The sequence below is a fragment of the Mycobacterium sp. E787 genome (assembly GCF_001668725.1).
Taxonomy (GTDB): domain Bacteria; phylum Actinomycetota; class Actinomycetes; order Mycobacteriales; family Mycobacteriaceae; genus Mycobacterium.
Genome location: NZ_LZKL01000108.1, coordinates 16,501 through 36,850, shown reverse-complemented (window position 1 = coordinate 36,850; position 20,350 = coordinate 16,501). Strand labels below are relative to the sequence as shown.

The 20,350-nt window shown below is 67.5% G+C and carries 14 protein-coding genes; 6 read left to right on the top strand and 8 right to left on the bottom strand.

Annotation, left to right across the window (positions count from 1 at the left end):
• Positions 1-444: 444 nt before the first annotated feature.
• Positions 445-1,812 (top strand): NAD(P)/FAD-dependent oxidoreductase, encoded by a 1,368-nt coding sequence (locus A5705_RS21355; RefSeq protein ID WP_068279907.1) that lies wholly within the window; start codon positions 445-447, stop codon positions 1,810-1,812.
• Between the two features lie 50 nt (positions 1,813-1,862).
• Here the strand turns inward: A5705_RS21355 and A5705_RS27475 are convergent, their stop codons facing one another.
• Complete coding sequence (locus A5705_RS27475) at positions 1,863-6,527, bottom strand: GAF domain-containing protein (protein WP_197521314.1); 4,665 nt, start codon at positions 6,525-6,527, stop codon at positions 1,863-1,865.
• 254 nt (positions 6,528-6,781) lie between these two features.
• On the opposite strand from A5705_RS27475, the gene A5705_RS21345 reads away from it, so the two are divergent.
• On the top strand, positions 6,782-8,326 hold the full coding sequence (locus tag A5705_RS21345; protein WP_068279901.1) for an adenylate/guanylate cyclase domain-containing protein: 1,545 nt from the start codon (positions 6,782-6,784) through the stop codon (positions 8,324-8,326).
• 9 nt (positions 8,327-8,335) lie between these two features.
• Positions 8,336-9,304, top strand: coding sequence for an amidohydrolase family protein (locus A5705_RS21340; RefSeq protein ID WP_068279900.1), 969 nt, complete (start codon positions 8,336-8,338; stop codon positions 9,302-9,304).
• Between the two features lie 88 nt (positions 9,305-9,392).
• Here A5705_RS21340 and A5705_RS21335 read toward each other — a convergent pair whose 3' ends face one another.
• Positions 9,393-9,623, bottom strand: a complete 231-nt coding sequence (locus A5705_RS21335) for a hypothetical protein (RefSeq protein WP_067877058.1) — start codon at positions 9,621-9,623, stop codon at positions 9,393-9,395.
• A gap of 418 nt (positions 9,624-10,041) precedes the next feature.
• Between A5705_RS21335 and A5705_RS21330 the strand changes: the two genes are divergently transcribed.
• Together A5705_RS21330 and A5705_RS21325 are read left to right on the top strand one after the other, a co-directional pair.
• Complete coding sequence (locus tag A5705_RS21330) at positions 10,042-11,430, top strand: NAD-dependent succinate-semialdehyde dehydrogenase (protein WP_068279832.1); 1,389 nt, start codon at positions 10,042-10,044, stop codon at positions 11,428-11,430.
• A gap of 37 nt (positions 11,431-11,467) precedes the next feature.
• Positions 11,468-13,168 carry an alpha-keto acid decarboxylase family protein gene (locus A5705_RS21325; protein ID WP_068279829.1) on the top strand — a complete coding sequence of 567 codons (1,701 nt, stop codon included), beginning with the start codon at positions 11,468-11,470 and terminating at the stop codon, positions 13,166-13,168.
• A 112-nt stretch (positions 13,169-13,280) separates the two neighbouring features.
• Here the strand turns inward: A5705_RS21325 and A5705_RS21320 are convergent, their stop codons facing one another.
• The 3 genes from A5705_RS21320 to A5705_RS21310 all read right to left on the bottom strand — a co-directional run bounded on the left by A5705_RS21320 (position 13,281) and on the right by A5705_RS21310 (position 15,267).
• Entirely contained in the window at positions 13,281-13,676 is a 396-nt protein-coding gene (locus A5705_RS21320) for a type II toxin-antitoxin system VapC family toxin (protein ID WP_068279826.1), read from the bottom strand.
• A complete protein-coding gene (locus tag A5705_RS21315) occupies positions 13,673-13,942 on the bottom strand; it encodes a type II toxin-antitoxin system Phd/YefM family antitoxin (RefSeq protein WP_067876938.1) in 270 nt (89 codons plus the stop codon). The genes A5705_RS21320 and A5705_RS21315 overlap by 4 nt, the downstream gene beginning before the upstream one ends.
• A gap of 77 nt (positions 13,943-14,019) precedes the next feature.
• Positions 14,020-15,267: a glycosyltransferase gene (locus A5705_RS21310; RefSeq protein WP_067876935.1), complete on the bottom strand. Its 1,248-nt coding sequence runs from the start codon at positions 15,265-15,267 to the stop codon at positions 14,020-14,022.
• Between the two features lie 298 nt (positions 15,268-15,565).
• On the opposite strand from A5705_RS21310, the gene A5705_RS21305 reads away from it, so the two are divergent.
• Complete coding sequence (locus tag A5705_RS21305) at positions 15,566-16,294, top strand: GAP family protein (protein ID WP_068279823.1); 729 nt, start codon at positions 15,566-15,568, stop codon at positions 16,292-16,294.
• 43 nt (positions 16,295-16,337) lie between these two features.
• Here the strand turns inward: A5705_RS21305 and A5705_RS21300 are convergent, their stop codons facing one another.
• The 3 genes from A5705_RS21300 to A5705_RS21290 all read right to left on the bottom strand — a co-directional run bounded on the left by A5705_RS21300 (position 16,338) and on the right by A5705_RS21290 (position 20,329).
• Positions 16,338-16,595 carry a hypothetical protein gene (locus A5705_RS21300; RefSeq protein ID WP_156738316.1) on the bottom strand — a complete coding sequence of 86 codons (258 nt, stop codon included), beginning with the start codon at positions 16,593-16,595 and terminating at the stop codon, positions 16,338-16,340.
• A 384-nt stretch (positions 16,596-16,979) separates the two neighbouring features.
• A complete protein-coding gene (locus tag A5705_RS21295; protein WP_068279822.1) occupies positions 16,980-19,220 on the bottom strand; it encodes an MMPL family transporter in 2,241 nt (746 codons plus the stop codon).
• Complete coding sequence (locus A5705_RS21290) at positions 19,217-20,329, bottom strand: type III polyketide synthase (RefSeq protein WP_068279821.1); 1,113 nt, start codon at positions 20,327-20,329, stop codon at positions 19,217-19,219. Before A5705_RS21290 ends, A5705_RS21295 begins: the two co-directional genes overlap by 4 nt.
• Between the last annotated feature and the right edge of the window lie 21 nt (positions 20,330-20,350).

Sequence of the window (20,350 nt, the reverse complement as noted above, 5' to 3'; positions counted from 1 at the left end):
TGGACGGTGCACACCGGCTGATGACCACCGCAGGGCCGGTGCCGCAACGCTAGCCAGCTCGCCGGCCGCTCACACCCGTACGCGCTTGCACAACGCAGCGGCTCGTCCCACACGGATACCACGGCGTCGAAGGACTCGGCGGTCTCGGGCCGGATGGCATCCGGTGTCTCCGGACGCGGGGTCATGCAGGTGCCTATACCCAGCGGCGCTCACGTCAACCGCCACGGCAGGATCCATTCGCGCGGCGGATACCCGCGTCAGCCGCACACCGATGGGTTCGCGCCAGCCGTAGTCCCCGCTGGGGGTTTTCCGGAAGCGGGTATGGGTGCCAGCGGCGATGCGTCTTTTACCAGGAGTCTCGATTATTGACACACGCACGAACCCCGTCCGAGCGACCGGCTTGTTGCGTGGCGCGCAAGCCGTGCCGAGCGAGTGCAACGCGAGATGGCGACCGAAGAAAGTAGCGAAGGAAGTGATGTGGCGGTGGAACGACGGCATCGCGTTGTCGTGATCGGCTCCGGGTTCGGCGGGCTCACCGCCGTCAAGGCGCTCAAGCGCGCTGCCGTCGACGTCACGATGATCGCCCGCACCCAGCACCACCTGTTCCAGCCACTGCTGTACCAAGTGGCGACCGGCATCATCTCGGAGGGCGAAATCGCCCCCGCCACCCGGGTGATCCTGCGCAGGCAGAAGAACGCCAAGGTGTTGCTGGGCGACGTGGTGCACATCGATCTCGAAGGCCGCCAAGTCATTTCCGAGGTCCTCGGCCGTCGCTACACGTGCGACTACGACACATTGATCGTCGCGGCGGGGGCGGGCCAATCCTATTTCGGCAACGACCATTTCGCCGAGTTCGCGCCCGGCATGAAGACCATCGACGACGCGCTGGAGTTGCGCGGCCGCATCCTCGGGGCGTTCGAGCAGGCGGAGCTCTCCAGCGATCCGGCGCACCGGCAGAAGCTGTTGACCTTCACCGTCGTGGGTGGCGGTCCGACGGGTGTGGAGATGGCGGGCCAGATCGCCGAACTGGCCCGCGAGACGCTGAAAGGCTCCTTCCGCAACATCGACTCCGCCACGGCGCGGGTGATCCTGCTGGACGCCGGGGATGCGGTGCTCCGACCGATGGGACCCAAACTCGGCAGGAAGGCACAGGACCGGCTGCAGAAAATGGGCGTCGACATTCAGCTGGGCACGGTCGTCGTCGACGTCGATCGCGATGGCTTGACGGTGAAGGATGCTGACGGGACCGTCCGGCGCATCGAATCGCAATGCAAGGTGTGGTCGGCGGGCGTATCGGCCAGCCCGTTGGGCCAAGACATCGCCGACCAGTCCGCGGCTGAGATCGACCGTGCCGGCCGCGTCAAGGTGCTGCCGGATTTGTCGATTCCGGGCCATTCGAACGTGTTCGTGATCGGCGATATGGCCTGCGTGGAAGGCGTGCCCGGCATGGCCCAGGGCGCGATCCAGGGCGCCAGGTACGTGGCGAGAGTGATCAAGACGGAACTCAAGGACGCCGACAGTGCCGAACGGAAGCCGTTCACCTACTTCGACAAAGGATCGATGGCCACGGTGTCGCGGTGCTCAGCGGTGGCCAAGGTCGGCCCGATCGAGTTCGGCGGGTTCGTCGCCTGGTTGGCCTGGCTGTTCCTGCACTTGGTGTACCTGGTGGACTTCAAAAGCAGGACCACGACACTGGTCTCGTGGATCCTGACGTTCTTGAGCACGCGTCGCGGCCAACTGACGATCACGGAACGGCAGGCCACCGCCAGCGTCACGCCTCAACAGCTGGAGGACATGGCTGCGGCGACTTGAGACGAACAGGTTTCCGCCCGGCCCGTTCAGAAGCCTTGCCTCACAGCGCTTTACACTGCTCGGTTGGTGCGGTGCGGGATGGTGATGTCGAGGGCGGTGCCCCCGCCCAGGGGGCTGGCCACACGCATCCAGCCGCCGAGCACCTCGATGCGGTCCTTGAGGCCGATCAGCCCGGAGCCCTTACCCGAGTCCGCCCCGCCGACGCCGTCGTCCGAGATGAGCAGGGTGAGGTTCATGTCGTCGGCGTGCGCACGCACCCTCACCTCGGACGCCTGAGCGTGCTTGGCCGCGTTGGTCAAAGCCTCCGCGACCACGTAGTACGCGGCGACCTCGACGGACTCCGGCAACCGGTGGTGGATCGCGACATCGAGGTCGACGGGCACCGACGAGCGACGGGCCAGCGTCTTGAGCGCCGCGGGCAGGCCACCGGTCGACAGCACCGCCGGATGGATGCCCCGGGAAATCTCCTGCAGCTCGGTGAATACGTCGGTCAAACCCGAAACCGCCTCGGAAAGCTCGTGTTTCAGGGCCTCGGACTCGGGTGGCACCGACTCCTGCGCGAGACGGAGTTTCAGGCCCAGGGAGACGATCCGTTGCTGGGCTCCGTCGTGGATGTCTCGTTCCAGGCGGCGACGGGCGTCGTCGGCGGCCGCCACGATCCGGGCCCGCGACGCGAACAGCTCCTCGCGGGTGGTCGCGGCCGCGATCGCCGTCGCCACCAGTTCGGCGAATTCGACGATGCGAGCTTCGGTGTCAGGCGGCAAGGGATCGTGTTCGGTGGTGGCCACCACGGCCAACCCCCACAGCCGCTCGTCCACCACGATTGGCGCCCCGATCCGCGACCTGACACCCAACTCCCGAACGCGCTCGGCGATGGGGCCGTCAGTGCCCTCCCAGCTGTCCATCCGCGCCGCGCGCCGCGTACGCAACACCCTCGCGGCGACGTTGTCGCCCTCGGTGCCCAGGCGCTCCCCCACCTCCAAATGCGCCACTCCGGGCGCCGCGTGGGAGGCCACGACGACGATCGCCGCGCCGTCGTCCTCGAAACGGAGCACCTCGGCGCTCCCCACGTCCAGGCAGTCGGCCATCTCCTCGGCCACCGCCGAGAACACCTCCGCCTGACTGACCCCCTGCGCGACCAGCGTCGCCACCCGCCGCAGCGCCGTCTGCTGCCTGGCCAGCACGCTCAGGTTGTCGGCGAGCTCGCGCAGGCTGTCGCGGCTGGCCTGCAACGCAGACCTGGTGGCGGCGTTGGCAATCGAGGTGCCCACCAGATCCGCGAAATCCGCCATGCGCGACTCGGTGTCGGGCGGCAAGGGTCCCGTGCGCGACGCCACGCCGACCGCACCCCAGACATGGCCACCGACGACGACGGGGACCGCGACCATGGATTGGATGCCGAGCTCGCGGATGTAGGCGGCCGTCGAGCCGTCCGCACCGTCGTGGGTGTCCATGCGGGCAGGCCTCCCGGTGCGCAGCACCATCGGCGCGACGTGGTCACCGCCCAGCGAGAAACGCTGGCCGGCCGTCGGCGCGCTGGCGTCCAACTCCTCCACGCGCCCGACTGCCTCCACGACGACGTCGTCACCGTCGAAACAAATGACCGTCGTGTTGTAGACGTCCAGGCATTCCCCCAGCTGCTCGGCGACCGCATTGAAGACCTCGGCGGGCGCCGCCTCGCGGGCAACGAGTTCGGCCACCAGGCGCAGCGCCGTCTGCTGGCGGGCGAGGTCGCGCAGGCTGTCACGGCTGGCTTGAAGTTCAACCCTGGTGGCGGCGTTCGCGATGGACGTGGCCACCAGATCCGCGAAATCGGCCATGCGCTCCTCGGTGTCGGGCGGCAATGGCTCGTTGCGCGACGCCGCGGCAAGCACGCCCCACACGTGTGCCCCGACGGTGATGGGCACGCCGACCATGCACCCCACCCCGGCATCGCGAATGCGTGCGGCCGTCGCGCCCGCCGCATGGTCGTGGCTGTCCATTCGGGCGGGGCGACCGGTGCGCCGGATGATCGGCCCGATGTGGTCGCCGGTCAGGGGGAACCGCTCGCCGATCGCCGGCGGTTTCGGCAGTTCCGGCTCGGCGCGGCCAAGGGCCTCGATGACGATGGCATCGTCATCGAACCGGCCGACGGTTGTGTTGTAGACGTCCAGACAGCCGGCGGTTTCCTCGGCCACCGCCCGAAAAACCTGGCCGGGCTCCGCCTCGCGCGCCACCAGTTCGGCCACCCGCCGCAGCGCCGTCTGGTGTCGTGCGAGGTCGCGCAAACTGTCGCGGCTCGCCCGAAGCTGGTCCCTGGTGGCCGCGTTGGCGATCGCGGTGGCGACGAGGTCGGCGAAATCGGCTATCCGGGCTTCGGTCTCAGGAGGCAGCCTCGTCCGCGCCGCGACCGCAAGCACTCCCCACAAATCTGAGCCGACGACGATGGGGACACCAACGACCGATTGAAGCCCACCCTCACGGATGCGTGCGGCCCATGCGCCCGAAGCGTTCTCGTAGTCATCGATTCGCGCCGGCCGACCGTCTCGCCGAACCATTAGGGCGATGTTGTCCCCCTCCATCACGAACCGTTCCCCCACCACCGGAAGGTTCGGCATCTCGGAATCGGCGCGCGCGACGGCCTCCACGATCGTCGCGTCGCCTTCGTACCGGACCACCGTCGCATTGTGGACGTCGAGGATGCCGGCAATTTCCTCCGCTACCGCGTGGAACACCGCCGCCGGCTGCGCCTCACGCGCGACCAGTTCCGCCACCCGGCGCAACGCCGATTGGCGCCGAGCGAGCTCGCGCAAGCTGCTGCGGCTGGAATCCAGCTGTTCGCGCGCCGCCGCATTGACGATCGCGGTCGCGACCAGATCGGCGAAGTCGGCGATGCCCACCTCGGTGTCGGCCGGCAGCGGATCGTCCCGTGAGCCCACGGCGGCCACGCCCCACAGTTGGTCACCGACCATGATCGGGACGCCGACCATCGATTGGATGCCCATCTCCCGCAGGCGTGCCGCCGAAGCGCCGACCACGTGCTCGTGGCTGTCCACCCGGGCGGGCCGTCCCGTGCGCCGCACGATCGCGGCGACGTCGTCGCCGTCGAGGGGAAACCGCTCGCCCACCGCCGGCGGATTGGGCAGGTCGATCTCCGGACGCCCAAGCGCCGCAACGACGATGTCATCGCCTTCGTAGCGACCGACCGTCGCGTTGTAGACGTCCAGAATGTTGGCCATCTCCTCGGCCACCGCGTTGAACACCTCGGCGGGCTCCGCATCGGAGGCGACGAGTTCGGCCACGCGCCGCAACGCCGTCTGATGGCGGGCCAGCTGACGCAGGCGATCGCGGCTGGCACGCAGGCGTTCCTGGCTGGCATCCAGTTGCTCGCGCGTCGCGTGGTTGGCGATGGCGGTGGCCACCAGATCCGCGAAGTCCGCGATGCGCGCCTCCGAATCGAACGACAGGGGCTCCCGCTCCGCGGACGTGGCCGAAAGCATTCCCCAGACCCGGCCATCGACGATGACCGGAACGCCGAACGCGGTACGGACGGCGCCCCCTTGGCTCGTCGGCTCTCCCGTGCTCAACACCTTCGACAGGAGTTCGTCGTCCGCCACCGCCAGGCGGGCACCGTCCGAGACCTTCTGTGTCCCCGCCTCGTGCCGGTCGACGAGGATCGTGGCCGTCTGGTCGTCGTCGTAGCGGGACAGCCGCGCGTCCGCCACGTGCATGCACTGCACCATTTCGCGGTAGGCGGCGTCGAAAACCTCCACCGGATTCGCCCCCCGCGCAATGAGGGTGGCCACCCGCCGCAACGCCGCCTGGTGCTCGGCAAGCTCACGCAGGGTGTCGCGGCTGGCTTCGAGCATGATTCGGGTTTCGCGGAGCTGCTCTTCTTCTTCGCGTTGCGCGGTGACATCCCGGCCGACGGCGTAAAACAATCCCCGATGTGGCGTGACGCTCCATTCGATCCATCGGACGGAACCGTCGCGGGTGGTGGCCCGATTCTCGAAACGAACCGGTCCAAGGCCATTGGAGAGGTCTTTTATCTGGTCGCTCAATCGATCCATGTCTTCCGGCGGCACCAATTCGAACGGCGCTGGCGCCAACTCGTCCACGGTGTAACCCAGGGCCTGTTCGAAGGCCGGATTGACGTCGAGGAGTTTGCCCCGGTCGGAAATGACCATCAGGTCGGAGGTCAATTCGAAGAACTGTTCCAGGCTGTGACGGCCCCCGACAGCACTGTCGTTGGCCCGGTCGCCGGCGGCGGTGAGTAAGGCCTCCAGGGTGGGGAGCACCCGGAGCAGGCGCCTGCGCGTCGCGCGGGGCAGATCATGCGGCACCTCGAATGCGCCGAACGGCACGCCGTCCAGGTGCAAGGTGATCGTCCCCGGGCGGTCGTCGCCGACCGCCTCCGCCGAACTCACGGACCTGAACCGCAAGCCGAAGGTGGCTGCAAGGTGCCGGCCCGCTTCCCGGGCGGCGGACGATAGATCGCCTGCGCGGGAGACGATGTGAGCCAACTGGGACAACAATTCGGCCTCGCGGCGGCGATTCGCGCCCGCCGAAACAGCGGCCGCCGCGGCGGCCCCGAAGTTGCCGATCACAATTACGCCCAACAGAACCGCGTAGACCACGCCGATCGGGTCCTCCGGTCCCACTTGACTGAGGAGAACGACCAGCGCGATTTCGATGATCAAGAATCCAGCCGCGGCGGTGACCACAATCCCGGGCACCGAAAGTGCCCGCGGCCAAACCGACGGGTTGGCGCGCGCAGCCATTGACGTGCGGACAAGGCGCCGACGGCCGGGCGACATCTTTTCAGTATGTATCGTTCCGACGTTCGGCAAAGCCCCCGTCGCGGCTTTTGGAATTCCTCGCCGCCCCGCCCGGTATTGCGTGGCGGCCGAGCAGATCAGCCCTCGGCAAAGATTTTCCGGTAATGGAATTGGCGGTGACGGCTACGGCACGGCCGCAGTACGCTCATCCGGTGGCGGATACGTCATACGCATCCTGCGGCGATTTGAGCCTTGCGTATCAAGTGTTCGGCGACGGGCCGATCGAGCTGGTTCTCATCCCGCCGTACGTCAGCCACGTCGAGCTGTTCTGGACGCTGCCCGAATACAAGGCGTTCTTCGAGCGTCTCGGCACCTTCTGTCGCGTCGTGGTGTTCGACAAGGCCGGGGTCGGGTTGTCGGACCCGGTCCCGAAGGTCCGATCGGTGGACGATCGAGCCGCCGAAATCGAGGCCGTCATGGACACGGTTGGCTTCGAGAAGGCCGTCCTCCTCGCGTTGAGCGAGGGTGGCCCGGCGGCCATTGTCTGGGCGGCACGCCGACCGGAGCGAACGCGGGCGTTGATCCTGCACGGCACGTACGCCACCTTGGGCGGCCTCGAGTGGGACGACCTGGATCGCAGCCCGGAGGAGGTGCGGGCGCGTATCGTTCGCGAACTCGGTGACGAATACACCCCGACGATTCAGCAGCTCGAACGCTGGCAGGACTTCGGCGACGCCGTCCGCTCGGATTGGGGCGACGGTCGGGCGGTCAAGTGTCTGGTGCCGTCGGTTCGGTCGATCCGCCAGCTCGGAATGATGGAGCGGATGTGCGCGAGCCCCGGAATGGCACGGGCGACCGTCGAGGCGTCGTTCGGCATCGACGTGCGACCGATCCTGCCGACCCTCAACGTCCCAACGCTCATCGTCCACGCCCGAGGGGACCTCGGGGTGCCGGTGCAGTACGGGCGATACCTCGCCGACCACATCTCGGGGGCACAATTGCTCGAGGTCGAGGGCGTGGACCATGCGCCCTGGTTCACCGAGCCCGAAAGGACCACAACGGCGATCGAGGAGTTCCTCACGGGCACCCATGCAGCGCCGCCGCGGTCACGTCGTGCCCTGCGCGCCGTGCTGTTCACCGATATCGTCGCCTCGACGCAGCACGCGGCGGCGGCGGGCGACGACCAGTGGCGTGCGGTCCTGCAGCGCTTCGACGAAGTGATGCGCGAACTCACCCAAGGGTTCGAAGGCACGGTGGTCAAGAGCACCGGCGACGGCCACCTCGCCACCTTCGACGGCCCGACGCAGGCGATCCGGTGCGCCGAGGCGTTGCGCGCCGAGGCCGAGGCACTCGGCATAAGAATCCGTTCCGGCATCCATACGGGCGAGTGCGAACTGCTCGACGGGGACATAGCCGGGATTGCGGTGCATGTCGCCGCGCGGATCCTGGGGCAGGCCGGCGCCGGCGAAATCCTCGTCTCCCGCACCGTCCGTGACCTTGTCATCGGCTCGGGCATAGGCTTCGACGACCGCGGCAGCGTCGAGTTGCGAGGAGTGCCCGGCACCTGGCAACTGCTGGCGGTCGATCCGCGCGGTGCCAGGGCGGGAACGGTTGAGGCCGCGCTGGCGTCAATGCCTACCCCCGGCCCACGCACCGCGATGCGCCCGTCGGACCGCGCCGTCGAGGTCGTGGCCAGGCGGGCACCGTGGCTCCTGCGCGGCATGGCAGTCCTGACCAAGAGCACCGACCGCAAATGAGCACAGATGATGAGTGATTCCCGCCGTCCCGGTTTCGTTGACGTCCACGCTCATTTCGTCACGAACTGGTACGCCGACCTGGCCAGCGCCGCCGGACATCGACTGCCCGACGGCATGCCGACCTGGCCCAGCTGGTCGGTGGAAACGCACCTGGAACTGATGGACCGTTCCGGCATTGACACCGCGGTGCTGTCCGTCTCTTCTCCAGGTGTTCACTTCGGTGACGACGCCGCCGCGCGGGTGTTGGCGCGCCGGCTCAACGAGTTCGCCGCTGACATTGTGCGCGAACATCCGCGGCGCTTCGGTTTGTTCGCCACCCTTCCGTTGCCCGACGTCGACGGCGCGCTGGCCGAAATCGAATATGCTCTGGGTTCTTTGGGCGCAGACGGGGTCATTGTCGAGAGCAACTTCGACGGCACCTACCTCGGTGACGCACGACTGGAGCCGGTCTTCGTCGAACTCGACCGTCGCGCCGCGGTTGTCCTGATCCATCCCACTTCGCCGGTGTGCTGGCAACAGAGCGCCCTCGGCCGTCCGCGCCCAATGATCGAGTTCATCTTCGACACCGCGCGAACCGTCACCGACCTGCTCTTTGCCGGTACCTTCGAGCGCCACAACCGCATTCAGGTCATCGTCCCGCACTGCGGCGGCGCTCTACCGGTGATCGCCGACCGGGTCAACGGGTTCATGAAGCTGGCCGGACACGTCGACGACGGCTCGACCGACGCGATCGCGATCCTGCGCCGCCTGCACTACGACACCGCCGGCACTGCGTTCCCCCGCCAGATCCCCGCGCTGCTGAGCCTGGTCGACAGCGACCGCCTCCTGTACGGCAGCGATTACCCGTGGACACCGGCGCCGGTCGCGGAGCTCCACACCGCCGTCTTCACGAACACGCCCGGACCCACCGGCACAGCCGGCTGGCGGGCGGTGACGACCGAGAACGCGCACCGGCTAATGCCGCGGCTGGCCCGATGACGCGAGCGTAGCGAGTCCGGATCGCACCGCAGCGATGCCATGAAAGTCGCAAGCCCGCAGGAACACCGCCCAGAGTGCCGTCGAAGGATCAGTTGACACAGATGGTGCCGTTGAAATGCGTGCCGTCGCCGGTCAGGCATCCGTTCGGCGGATCCTTGGGCAAGCCCGGCGGCAGGCAGTTCTGCCGGTAGTTGTCCCAGTACCAACCCTGGGGACAGTCGGCCGAATTCTCCGAGGCGTCCGTTGCCAACAGCGGCGCCAGGCCCAGCCCCACCATGGCGACCCAGGCCGCCGCCAAAGCGATTTTGAAGTTCCTCATCACGCTGATCTCCCTTGTGCTCGAATTGCGATTCCCAGCCAGAGGCGTTACCGGGCGCGAACCGCCCCTCCCGAGTGTCGCCGCCGGCGCCGGTTGAGAGCTTCCTGCCAGCCCCAGACCAGCCCACCGGCCAGCACCAAATTCGGCGCCGTCAGGTTCGCTGCGCGAATCTCGTTGGCACGCATCACGATCCTGACGAATCGTCAGAATTCAAACCACCGGCCGAAATACCTGCTGGCAGGTATGCCCGTTTGGCGGTGGCCGTAACGACACGCTCCTGCGCGGTCAGCATGCTGATTACAGCACCGCGCAGGCAAGGAGCTGCGCGGAAGCGCTTGCCTCAAGCGAGGTTTCAGAGCTAGGCGACTACGTCCACAGCGCCGGCCATCAGCCGGCGCCTGAAAATGGAGGAACAACCATGGCATACCGGACCGTCAACCCGTACAACAACGAGGTTGTCGCCACCTTCGACGAGCTCACCGACGCGGAGGCGATGAACCTGCTCGCCCAGGCGCAGAAGACATTTGAGTCCTGGAGCCAGACGTCCTACACCGAGCGCGCCGCGTTGTGCCGGCGCGCCGCCGCCGTCCTCACCGAGCGGCCCGACGAGTTCGCCCGCCTGCTGACGCTGGAGATGGGCAAGCTGTACAAGGAGGCGCTGGGCGAGGTGGCGCTGAGCGCGCACATCTTCGCCTACTACGCCGACAACGCCGAGAAGTTCCTGGCGCCGGAGCGCATCGACACGATCAGCGTCAACGACAACGCGATGCTCGTCAGCCAACCGCTCGGGGTGATCCTGGGCGTGCAGCCGTGGAACTTCCCCTTCTACCAGCTGGCGCGCGTGGCGGCCCCGAACCTGATGGCCGGCAACGTCGTCATGGTCAAGCACGCCTCCAACGTCCCCCAGGCCGCGGCGGCCTTCGAGCGGTTGCTGCTGGAGGCGGGTTTCCCTGAGGGCGCCTACACCAACCTGTTCGCGACCAAGGAACAGATCAACATGCTGATCGACGACCCGCGGGTGCGCGGAGTGTCGCTGACCGGCAGCGAGGGCGCCGGCAGCGTCGTCGCGGCCCGGGCCGGCAAGAACCTGAAGAAGTCGACCATGGAGCTGGGCGGCTCGGACGCGCTGATCGTGCTGGACGACGCCGACCTGGACAAGACCGTCCCGTGGGCGGTGTGGGGCCGGATGAACAACGGCGGGCAGTGCTGCGTGGCCTCCAAGCGGATCATCGTCGCCGAGGAGATCGCCGACGAGTTTTTGGAGCGGTTCTCCGCCGCACTCGCCGAGCTCAAGGCCGGCGACCCGTTCGACGAGGCGACGACCCTGCCGCCGATGTCGAGCCAGGGTGCGGCCGACGAGCTGAACGACAAGATCAAGGCCGCGGTCGAGGCCGGCGCGACGGCCATCCCGCTCGGCGAGCCGGTGCCCACCACGGGTGCGTTCGTGCAGCCGACGATCCTGACCGACCTGACCCCGGACAACCCCGCGTACTACCAGGAGTTCTTCGGGCCGGTGGCGCTGTTCTTCCGCGCTACGAGCGAGGACGACGCCGTACGGCTGGCCAACGACTCGCACTTCGGGCTCGGCGGTTCGGTGTTCACCCAGGACCCGCAGCGTGGCGTCGAGGTGGCCAAGCGCATCGAGACCGGCATGGTGTTCGTCAACCACCCCACCTGGACCAAGCCGGACCTGCCGTTCGGCGGCGTCAAGCTGTCGGGCTACGGGCACGAACTCTCCGGCATCGGCATTGCAGAGTTCGTCAACAAGAAGCTTATCAACGTCGTGCCGATCGACGCGCCCGAGTAACCAATCCCCGAGTGGCTCAACGCAAAGGAAGGCAATCATGGCTGACTTCACCGTGGGGAAGTACCTCGCGAAACGGTTCGAGCAGATCGGGCTGAAGCACTACTTCATGGTCCCCGGGGACTACAACCTCGTCCTGCTCGACGAGCTGCTGGAAAACGAGAACGTCGAGCAGATCGGCTGCTGCAACGAGCTCAACGCCGCCTATGCGGCCGAGGGCTACGCCCGGGTGAACGGCGTCGGTGCGGTGCTCACCACGTTCAACGTCGGGGCGTACTCGGCGCTGAACGGGGTGGCCGGCGCCCACGCCGAACGCCTGCCGGTGATCATGGTGTCCTCGAGCCCCAACACCAACGACGCGGGTGAGAACCACATCCTGCACCACACGGTCGGCACGCACGACTTCACCGCGCAATACGAGGTGTTCCGCCAGGTGACCTGCGCGGCGGTGCGCATCCAGCACCCGGACAACGCACCGGCGATGATCGACGAGGCGATCAGCGCGGCGCTGCGCGAACGGAAGCCCGCCTACATCGAGATCCCGTGCAACCTGTCGGCCGCGCCCTGTGCGGCGCCGGCGCCGTTCTCGGAACTGCCGGCGTGGCAGCCGAGCAACGCTCGGATGCTGGCCGACGCCGTCGCCCGCGCGACCGACCTCATCGGCCGGGCGAAAAAGCCAATCCTGTTGGCGGGCGTGCACCTTCGCGCCTACGGTGCGATCGACGCCTTCCGTGAGCTCGCCGAGGCGCTGGGGTGCGCGGTGGCGGTGATGCCGAACGCCAAGGGGTTCTTCCCGGAAGACCACCCGCAATATGCCGGGATCTACTGGGGCGAGGTGAGCACCCCGCAGTGCCAGGCCATCGTCGACTGGGCCGACCTGATCGTGGCCGCCGGTCCGGTGTTCAACGACTACACCACGGTCGGATACAGCGCCATGCCGCCGCGCAAGCGGATGATCAACGCCGAGCCCCGGGTGGTGCGCTTCCCCGACGCCGAGTTCACCGGCGTGGCGCTGGCGGACTTCCTGTCCGACCTCGCCAAGAAGGTGCCGGCCAACGACGCGACCCTGACTCAGTACAAGCGCCTGCGGGGGACGGCATCGGAGGCGCCGCGGCCGGCGGCCGACGACCCGTCGGCGCCGCTGAGCCGGGTCGAGATGTGGCGCCAGATCGAGGAAGAACTGGACTCCGACACCACCCTGCTGGTGGAGACCGGCGACTCCTGGCTCAACGGCATGTACACGCGGCTGCCCGGTGGCGCCCGGTTCGAGATCGAGATGCAGTGGGGCTCGATCGGCTGGTCGGTACCCGCCAGCTTCGGCTACGCGATGGGCCTCGAGGACGACCGCCGGCTGGTCTCGGTGATCGGTGACGGGTCGTTTCAGCTGACGGCCCAGGAGGTTTCGAACATGATCCGCCACCGCCAGGAGATCCTCATCTTCCTGGTCAACAACCGCGGGTACGTGATCGAGTCGGCGATCCACGATGGTCCCTACAACTACTACAAGAACTGGGACTACGCCGGGCTGGTCGACGCCTTCAACGCCGAGGACGGTGGCGGGCTGGGGCTGAAGGCAAGTACTGCAGCGGAATTGGCCGAGGCGATCGAGAAGGCCCGCGCCCACACGGGCGGCCCGGTCCTGATCGAGTGCGAGATACCGAATGACGACGCCAGCCCCGAGTTGATCTCCTGGGGGTCGAAGGTGGCCCGCGTCAATTCCCGCCCGGACCCGCGGTTCTGAGGGTCCCCCGATAGAGCCGGCCGGTCGTGCGAGTTGCTGAGGCGCACGACCGGCCGGCTCTCCATTGCCCTCGGCTCGGCGCTCGAACCATTTTGCGCCAGAGCTGATTCCCTCAGCCGCCCGGCGAGACGGTCGGCAACCCTTGCGATTCTGCCGCATCGAGAAGCCGGCGATCGTAGGCGCAGAACGCTGTCAGGCCGCGTCGGTGGGCGTGCGCGGTGGCCAGGTGTATCGCATCGAGAGTGTGCAGCTCGGCGGGCGGGATGGTGGCCGCGGCGGCCGCGATCGCGTCGGTCAACACGAGGGTGTCAATCGAGGCGGCGACATTTCGCGCCCCGGCCATCGCGTCGGGCCCGATCCGCCCGACCGCGCGAATCAGTTCGATGTGACCGATAGCGCTCGTGGCCAGGTCATCTTCCAAACGGGAGTTGAGCCATTCGACCAGTGCTGCCGACTCCTCCTCGGCGGCAATAACCTTCACGATGGCCGACGTATCCAGGTAGATCATCGGTCGGCGCGCTGCTCCTCCAGTATCGAACTGAGCGAACGACCTTCGACGAGGTCGGCCATCCTGAGTGGAACGCGTGGCGCGGTCGCGGGGATCAACTGTCCTTCGGCGATCAGCTTGTCGCGCACTTGCTCGGCGGGAGTGAGCGGCACCAAGCGGGCCACTGGCCGGCCGCGTTCGGTGATTTGGATGATTACGCCAGCCTTCGCCTTCGCCACCCACACGCTGGCATTCTGGCGTAGTTCACGAATCCCGATTACCTCCATCGAGATAGTGTAGCACTTAATGTGCTACATATCCCCGGGCGATGCCCAGGCCGACGTCGGCGCGATGTTCGCGTTGGTCAGGAGTTGACGCTCAGCGCACCGCTGAGCACGCGCTGCTCGATCAGGTCGGCACCGCGGGCCACGCCGCCGGTTGCCCGGAAACCGCCCGCCACCAGGCGGGCGCCGGCCGACATGGTCATCGCCTGCTGCACCTTGGCCGAAAGCCGTTTCGCAGTAAGCTTTTTCGCCGGCAGGCGGGTACCGCACCGCGCCACCTCGACCCGGCGTGCGACCTCGAACTGGTCGCGCCCGAACGGCACCACACACACCGGGACGCCGCGAGCAAGGGCCTTCTGGGTGCCTCCCATGCCGCCGTGCGTGATCGCACACACCGCGCGGTCCAGCACCGGCCCGTGCGGCACGAACTGAACCACCGTCGCGTTGCGGGTCGGGGGGATGTCGCCGGGCAGGCCCGCGGGCAGCGTCGCCACCACGTGCACCGGCAAGTCGGCCAGGGCGGTGATCGCGGTCCTGACAAGTCTCTCGTCTGCCTGTTGTTGCGACGAGGTCGTCACCAGGACGATCGGCCGGTCGATCGCCTCGAGCCACTCGGGCACCTCGTGCATGGCCGGTTCGAACATGCACGGGCCGATCATCTGCACGGCGTCGCCCCACTCGGTCTGCGGGTACTCGAACGGCTTGCCGCTGGCCACCAGCATCAGCGGTGCCCGCCGGAAGAACCCGTCCGCCGACGTGACCGGCGGTGCGCCGGCGCTCGCGCGAATCTTGTTGCCCGCCGGCAGAACAGCCCGCTCCATCATGCCCATCACGATCGGCCGCAGTGCGGCGTCGCGGGCCCGGCCCAGCGGACCGGCCAACGGAGCCAGACCCAACCCGAAGGGCGGGACCCCGCGCGACTGCAGCGGCGGCGTGTACGGCGAGAAGCATGCCCACGGGGTGTCGCCCGCGTCGGCGACCGATAGGGCGCCCCAGCAGTTGACGTCGACGATGAGGGCGTCGGGACGGGTGCGAGCCACCGCGTCAGCGAAGTCGGCGACTTCGTAAGCGGCGCGGCGGCAGAACACGTCGACGGCCCTCTTGAGGGCACCTCGCGGGCTGGACGCCTTCCAGTCGTCGTTGACCGTCGCCTCGATTCGGGGGTCGATGATGTCGGTGATGAAACCCAGCTCCCGCGCCATCTCCACTCCCGTGGACAGGGTGCGCAGGTGCACCTCGTGGCCGCGGGCCGAAAGTTCGAGCAGCAGCGCGCTGAACGGGAACAGATGGCCGAGCGCCGGCGACGTGTAGGCCAAGATTCTTGCCATTTGTGTTTTCCCATCTTCTGGGCGCGTGATGAGCATCGGGTGTCTCACATTGTTTCCGACCAAACGTCGCGTGTCAGTAGGGCAGGCCACCATATGCACTGGGTGCCAACAACTATTCGCTGATGCGGCCTCCGGCTCTGCTGAATGGTGCTGACAGGGATCGCAAATGGCGGCCAGCTGTACCGACGGCGATCGCTTCGTCAGCGACACTGTAGCCATGTGGGCAGCAATCCTACTGATGCTTCGCTACGGTGTGTTCCCGTTTCGCACGGCTCGTTTCGACCTGGCGTAGGCGCCGATGTGTAGCGCGGTCATTCTCTTGTCGCTGGTCGCGGCTATCGACCCGGTGCGGATCGGCATCACGGCGCTGTTGATCTCCCGACCGAAGCCCATGCTGAATCTGTTCGTCTTCTGGCTCGGAGGCATGGTGATGGGCATCGGGGCGGCGCTCGCCGTGGTGCTCTTCCTGCGCGGCGTCACGGTCTCCGCCATGCAAACGGTGATTTCGACCACGAATTCCCCGACAGCGGCCTACGTCCAGGTCGGAATCGGCTTGCTCGCAGTATCTTTCGCCGCCCTGCGCCTGGCGCGTTCGGGAGCACAACAGCGCCCACCCGTGCCGGCGACCGCCGGCGAGTCCTCGGTGCTGCTGTTGGCACCGGACGCACCTCCGCCCGCCCCTCGGCTGTCGATCCGGGGCCGGCTGGAATCCGGATCGTCGTTGGTGGCGTTCGTCGCGGGGGTTGCCCTGGCAACCCCGCCGGTTGAGTACATGGCGGCGATCCTGGCCATCGTCGCGTCAGAGCCCGCGGCGGCTCAGCAGCTGGGCGCGGCGGTCTTCTTCACCGTGGTGGCGTTTGCGGTCGTCGAGGTTCCGCTCGTCACCTATCTCACCGCGCCGACGCAGACGCTTGCCGTCGTGCAGCGGCTGAACGGCTGGATGAGCGCGCGTCGTCCCGCCATCCCCGCCGTGGTCGTCGCCGTCCTGGGTCTCTCACTGTTGGCTTCCGGCATGGGCCGGCTCTAGCGGACTCGCTGCGCCCCGGCGAACCGATCGGGAAGCAGCGCGGTCAGATTCGCGACCAGCGCAGCACCGAGACAGCAAGTTTGCAGCGCTCGCACTTCCCGATGACGTCGCGATGCTTGCGGCACGAGAGCATGACCGCGCCGCAGCAGTCGTTCCGGGTCGCCCAGCGGGCGGGTCTCTTGCAGCGCCAGAGCATGATCGGCCGGGCCAGCTTCAGCGCGACGAACAGGTCGCACGGAAGGTCGAACCTCAACTGGTCGAGAATCGCTGCCTCGGGCCCATTTTGGCGGCCGGTTCTCATCGCGCCACCTCGGGCCGGGCCGCGGTCGCATGGTGGGCGGCGCTCCGGTCAAAACCCGTCGTCGAATGCCCTGGCGCATGCGAATGACGGTCACAACGGATCTCGGCCGGCGTGCTTTGCCGGTCGAATTTCCCCGTCAGGTCGGGCATTTCGCACCGCTTCGCCTTACGCGCTTCACTACCCACACCCTCAAGGGTGGATGTCACTCCCCGGTAAGTCATCGGCGCTGGCGCCTATCCATGACTGTCGGACAACCCCAGTGCCGCATACTCGCCAGCTGCAATCGTTTCGTGCGTCGAGCCTGAACACAGCGCGTGTGTTCGCGCCGACAGGCAGATCTGCGCTCAGGCTGGATGCCGCTTCAGGCGCGACGTGAACAGCCCCTTACTGGGCTTCCAATGCGTACGCCGGTTGACCGCCCACCGCTGGACGCTCGGGATGCGGGACGGCAACGCGGGTCTCGTGCCGATGGCGCAACCGCGTAACCCATTGTGGCGCCCACCAGTTCAGCTGCCCCATCACGCGCATGAACGCCGGGACGAGCAGCATGCGGACCAGGGTCGCGTCGGACAGCACCGCCATCGTCAGCCCGACACCGAACATCCGCATGAACGACACCTGCGCTGCGATCAACGCGGCGAACGAGATGGACATGATCAACGCGGCGGCGGTGATCACACGCCCGGTTTTTGCCAGGCCGAGCGCCACGCTGTGGTCGTTGCCGGCGGCAGTCCGGTCCGATGCCAGCCAGTACTCGTAGATCCTCGACACCAGGAAGACCTCGTAGTCCATCGACAGGCCGAAAGCGATGCAGAACAACACGACCGGCATGGTGAGCACGAGCGTGCCGGTGGCGGTGGTGCCCAGCCCGCCGAGGTGGCCGTCCTGGAAGATCCAGACGAGCGCGCCGAAGGAGGCGGTCAACGACAGGCCGCTGAGCAGCAACGTCTTCAGGGGCAACACCACACTGCCGGTGAGCCGGAACATCACCACAAACGTGATCAGCGCGATGGCCGCCAGGACGAGCGAGAGCCGCGAGGTGATCGCGTTGGCGGTGTCGCGGTTGACTTGGGCGGTCCCGGTGATCAGCACCTGCGCGCCGCCGGGACCCGCGACCGCGTGCAGCCGGTCCAGCTGCGTGTTGGATCCATCCGAGAAAAGCGGGGCGCTGCTGGCCACGGTGAGGAACGCGCTGCCGTCGGCGACCCCCGCGTCGGCGACGGGCGGTCCGACGCGGGCCCCGGCGACGAACGTCCCACCCGGTGCCGACACCGACGGCACGTCGGGCACCATCGACAGCTGAGAGGCGTAGGCTTCCAACGCATTCGGAGTCAGGCCGCGGGCATCGGGAACCACCACCGTCAGGCTCGACGCCACATCGGCGCTGAACTGCGTGCGCAGCTGGTCGCCAACCTGCCGCGCGGTGCTAGAGGTCGGCAGCACACGATCGTCCGGAATGCCAACCTTCATCCCCAACAACGGCATCCCCACCGCGACCAGCACGACGGTGAGGCCAAGCCCGATCGGAACCGCCCGGCGCATCACGAAGTGGGCCAGCCGGTAGAAGAACGTCTGCTCGACGGGGCGGGCGGCGACCGCGCGCGAATCCACCCGCTGTCCCAGCACCACAATGGCGGCGGGTGTCACGATGATCGCCGCGCCGACCGCCAGAGCCACCACCGCGATCGCGGCGTAGGCGAACGACTTCAGGAACGGCATCGGGAAGAACATCAGGGCCGACATGGACAACGACACGGTCATCGCGGAGAAGAGCACGCTGCGGCCGGCGCTGGTCATCGTGCGAACGATTGCCGCGTTCCGCTCGGTGCCGCTGGCGATCTCGTCCCGGAATCGGCTCAGGAGCAGCAATGTGTAGTCGATCGCCAACGCCAGGCCCATCGCGAGCAGCAGGTTGAGCGCGAAGATCGAGACATCGGTGACGCAAGTGAGCGCGCGCAGCACGGCCATCGACCCGAAGATGGCAATACCGCCGACGGCCAGGGGGATCGCTGCCGCCAGGAATCCGCCGAACACCCACACCAGCACCAGGAAGCTCACCGGAACCGCGATGGTCTCCATCACTTTCAGGTCGTCCCGGGTCTGGCTGGTGATCTGCGCATCGACCATGGCCTGCCCGCCGGCGCGCACCGTCACGCCGTCGCGGCTGCGCACGACCTGGTCGCTGAGCGCCTCGGCGTGCTGTCCGGCCGCATTGGTCCCGCCGGTGATGCTGGCGACGATCAGACCGACGTTGCCGTCTTTGCTGACCAATCCGGTCGACGCCGCCGGCGGCGCAGTCCAGGGCGAGGCCACCCGCGCCACGTACGGCGAATCGTGCAGCTGGCGCACGATGTCGGTGCCGACCCGCCGGGCGGCGCCGCTCTGGATACCGTCGTCCGAGGCGACGGTGATCAACAGCTGGGTGTCACCCTGGTGGAATCGGGTCGCCAACATGTCCGTCGCCCGGGATGATTCCGCGCTCGGATCCCGAAAGCCGCCGGCGGACAGGCTGTGAATCACCGGGAGGCCGACCACCGCCGTCGCCACCATGGCGAACAGCGACAGCGCAATGATCCGCCGTGGCGCGCGGATTGCCAGTCGGGCGAGCCGCTCCAAGGCGTTCAAAACCGAAGCACCGCCCCTTCAATGGTCAGGCCGGGGCCGAACGTCAGGAGCACACCGTGCTCACCGCGGCGCGGCTTGTCGACTCGCAGGATGTTCTCCAGCACGAGCAGCACCGTGGCCGAGGCACAGTTGCCGGCGTTGGCCAGGACATCCCAGCTCGCGCGCAGCTGCTCCGGCTGCAGGCCGAGTTGCTTACCCAGCTTGCGGACGATCTTCGGGCCACCCGGGTGAATACCCCAATGGGTGATGTCGTCTTTTGAAAGACCGAGCGGCGTCAGGAGTTTGGCGAGGAAGCCCTCGATGTTCTCCTCGAGGACCGCGGGCACGCCGGCGGCCAGCGTCATCCAGAACGACCGGTTGCCGATGTTCAGGCTCATCATGGTGTGCTGGTCGTACAACTGCTCGGTGTGGGTGCGCAGGAACTGCACCCCGGCGCCGTCGGGCGCCGAGCCCATCAGCATCGACACGCTGGCGTCGCCGAACAGCGCCTGCGTGATGAGCGCTTCCACCGGGTCCTCCCCGGGCATCAGGCTCTCCCGGATGTGGGCGGAGCTCAGTTCGGTGTTGTTGCAGATGACCAGCTCGCCGGGTCGGGCCGCGAGGCTGTCCATTGCGACCTTGATGACGTTGAGGGCCGCGTAGCAGCCCATGTGTCCGATGAAGGTGCGACGCAGATCCGAGCGCAGCCCAAGCCCTTTGGCGAGCATGACGTCCGGACCGGGGTTGACGTAGCCGGTCGAGCAGGCCATCACGAAACTGCCGATTCGCTGCGTGTCGAAGTCGCCGATGGCTTGCTTGAGGGAACGGCCGGCGACATCGATGACGGCCTCGCTGTGGGCCGCCATCCGGTCGCCCGTGAGCAGGCCGGCGGCCTCGACGAGGTTGTCGGGGTGCCACATGATGTGGCGTTTCTGGACCTTGGTCGATTCGACGATTCGCTTCACGAAACGCACCGACGACACCCGCTCGAAGAACTGTGTGGTCTCTTCCCGGGTCACCTCGAACGGCGGGTGGGCCGATGCGATGCCCAGCAGGGTAGGACGTTGGCGCACGGCGCCTTTCGTCACATGCGACGGCGCCAGCACGTCGAAGGGATCTGCAAGATACATTGGCTGAATTCCTTACTCGCT

Excerpts from the sequence above, each read along its gene's own strand:
- A5705_RS21355 (WP_068279907.1), top strand. The coding sequence starts at position 445 with ATGGCGACCGAAGAAAGTAGCGAAGGAAGTGATGTGGCGGTGGAACGA.
- A5705_RS21340 (WP_068279900.1), top strand. The coding sequence starts at position 8,336 with ATGAGTGATTCCCGCCGTCCCGGTTTCGTTGACGTCCACGCTCATTTC.
- A5705_RS21335 (WP_067877058.1), bottom strand. The coding sequence starts at position 9,623 with ATGAGGAACTTCAAAATCGCTTTGGCGGCGGCCTGGGTCGCCATGGTG.
- A5705_RS21330 (WP_068279832.1), top strand. The coding sequence starts at position 10,042 with ATGGCATACCGGACCGTCAACCCGTACAACAACGAGGTTGTCGCCACC.
- A5705_RS21325 (WP_068279829.1), top strand. The coding sequence starts at position 11,468 with ATGGCTGACTTCACCGTGGGGAAGTACCTCGCGAAACGGTTCGAGCAG.
- A5705_RS21320 (WP_068279826.1), bottom strand. The coding sequence starts at position 13,676 with ATGATCTACCTGGATACGTCGGCCATCGTGAAGGTTATTGCCGCCGAG.
- A5705_RS21315 (WP_067876938.1), bottom strand. The coding sequence starts at position 13,942 with ATGGAGGTAATCGGGATTCGTGAACTACGCCAGAATGCCAGCGTGTGG.
- A5705_RS21310 (WP_067876935.1), bottom strand. The coding sequence starts at position 15,267 with ATGGCAAGAATCTTGGCCTACACGTCGCCGGCGCTCGGCCATCTGTTC.
- A5705_RS21305 (WP_068279823.1), top strand. The coding sequence starts at position 15,566 with ATGTGTAGCGCGGTCATTCTCTTGTCGCTGGTCGCGGCTATCGACCCG.
- A5705_RS21300 (WP_156738316.1), bottom strand. The coding sequence starts at position 16,595 with ATGAGAACCGGCCGCCAAAATGGGCCCGAGGCAGCGATTCTCGACCAG.
- A5705_RS21290 (WP_068279821.1), bottom strand. The coding sequence starts at position 20,329 with ATGTATCTTGCAGATCCCTTCGACGTGCTGGCGCCGTCGCATGTGACG.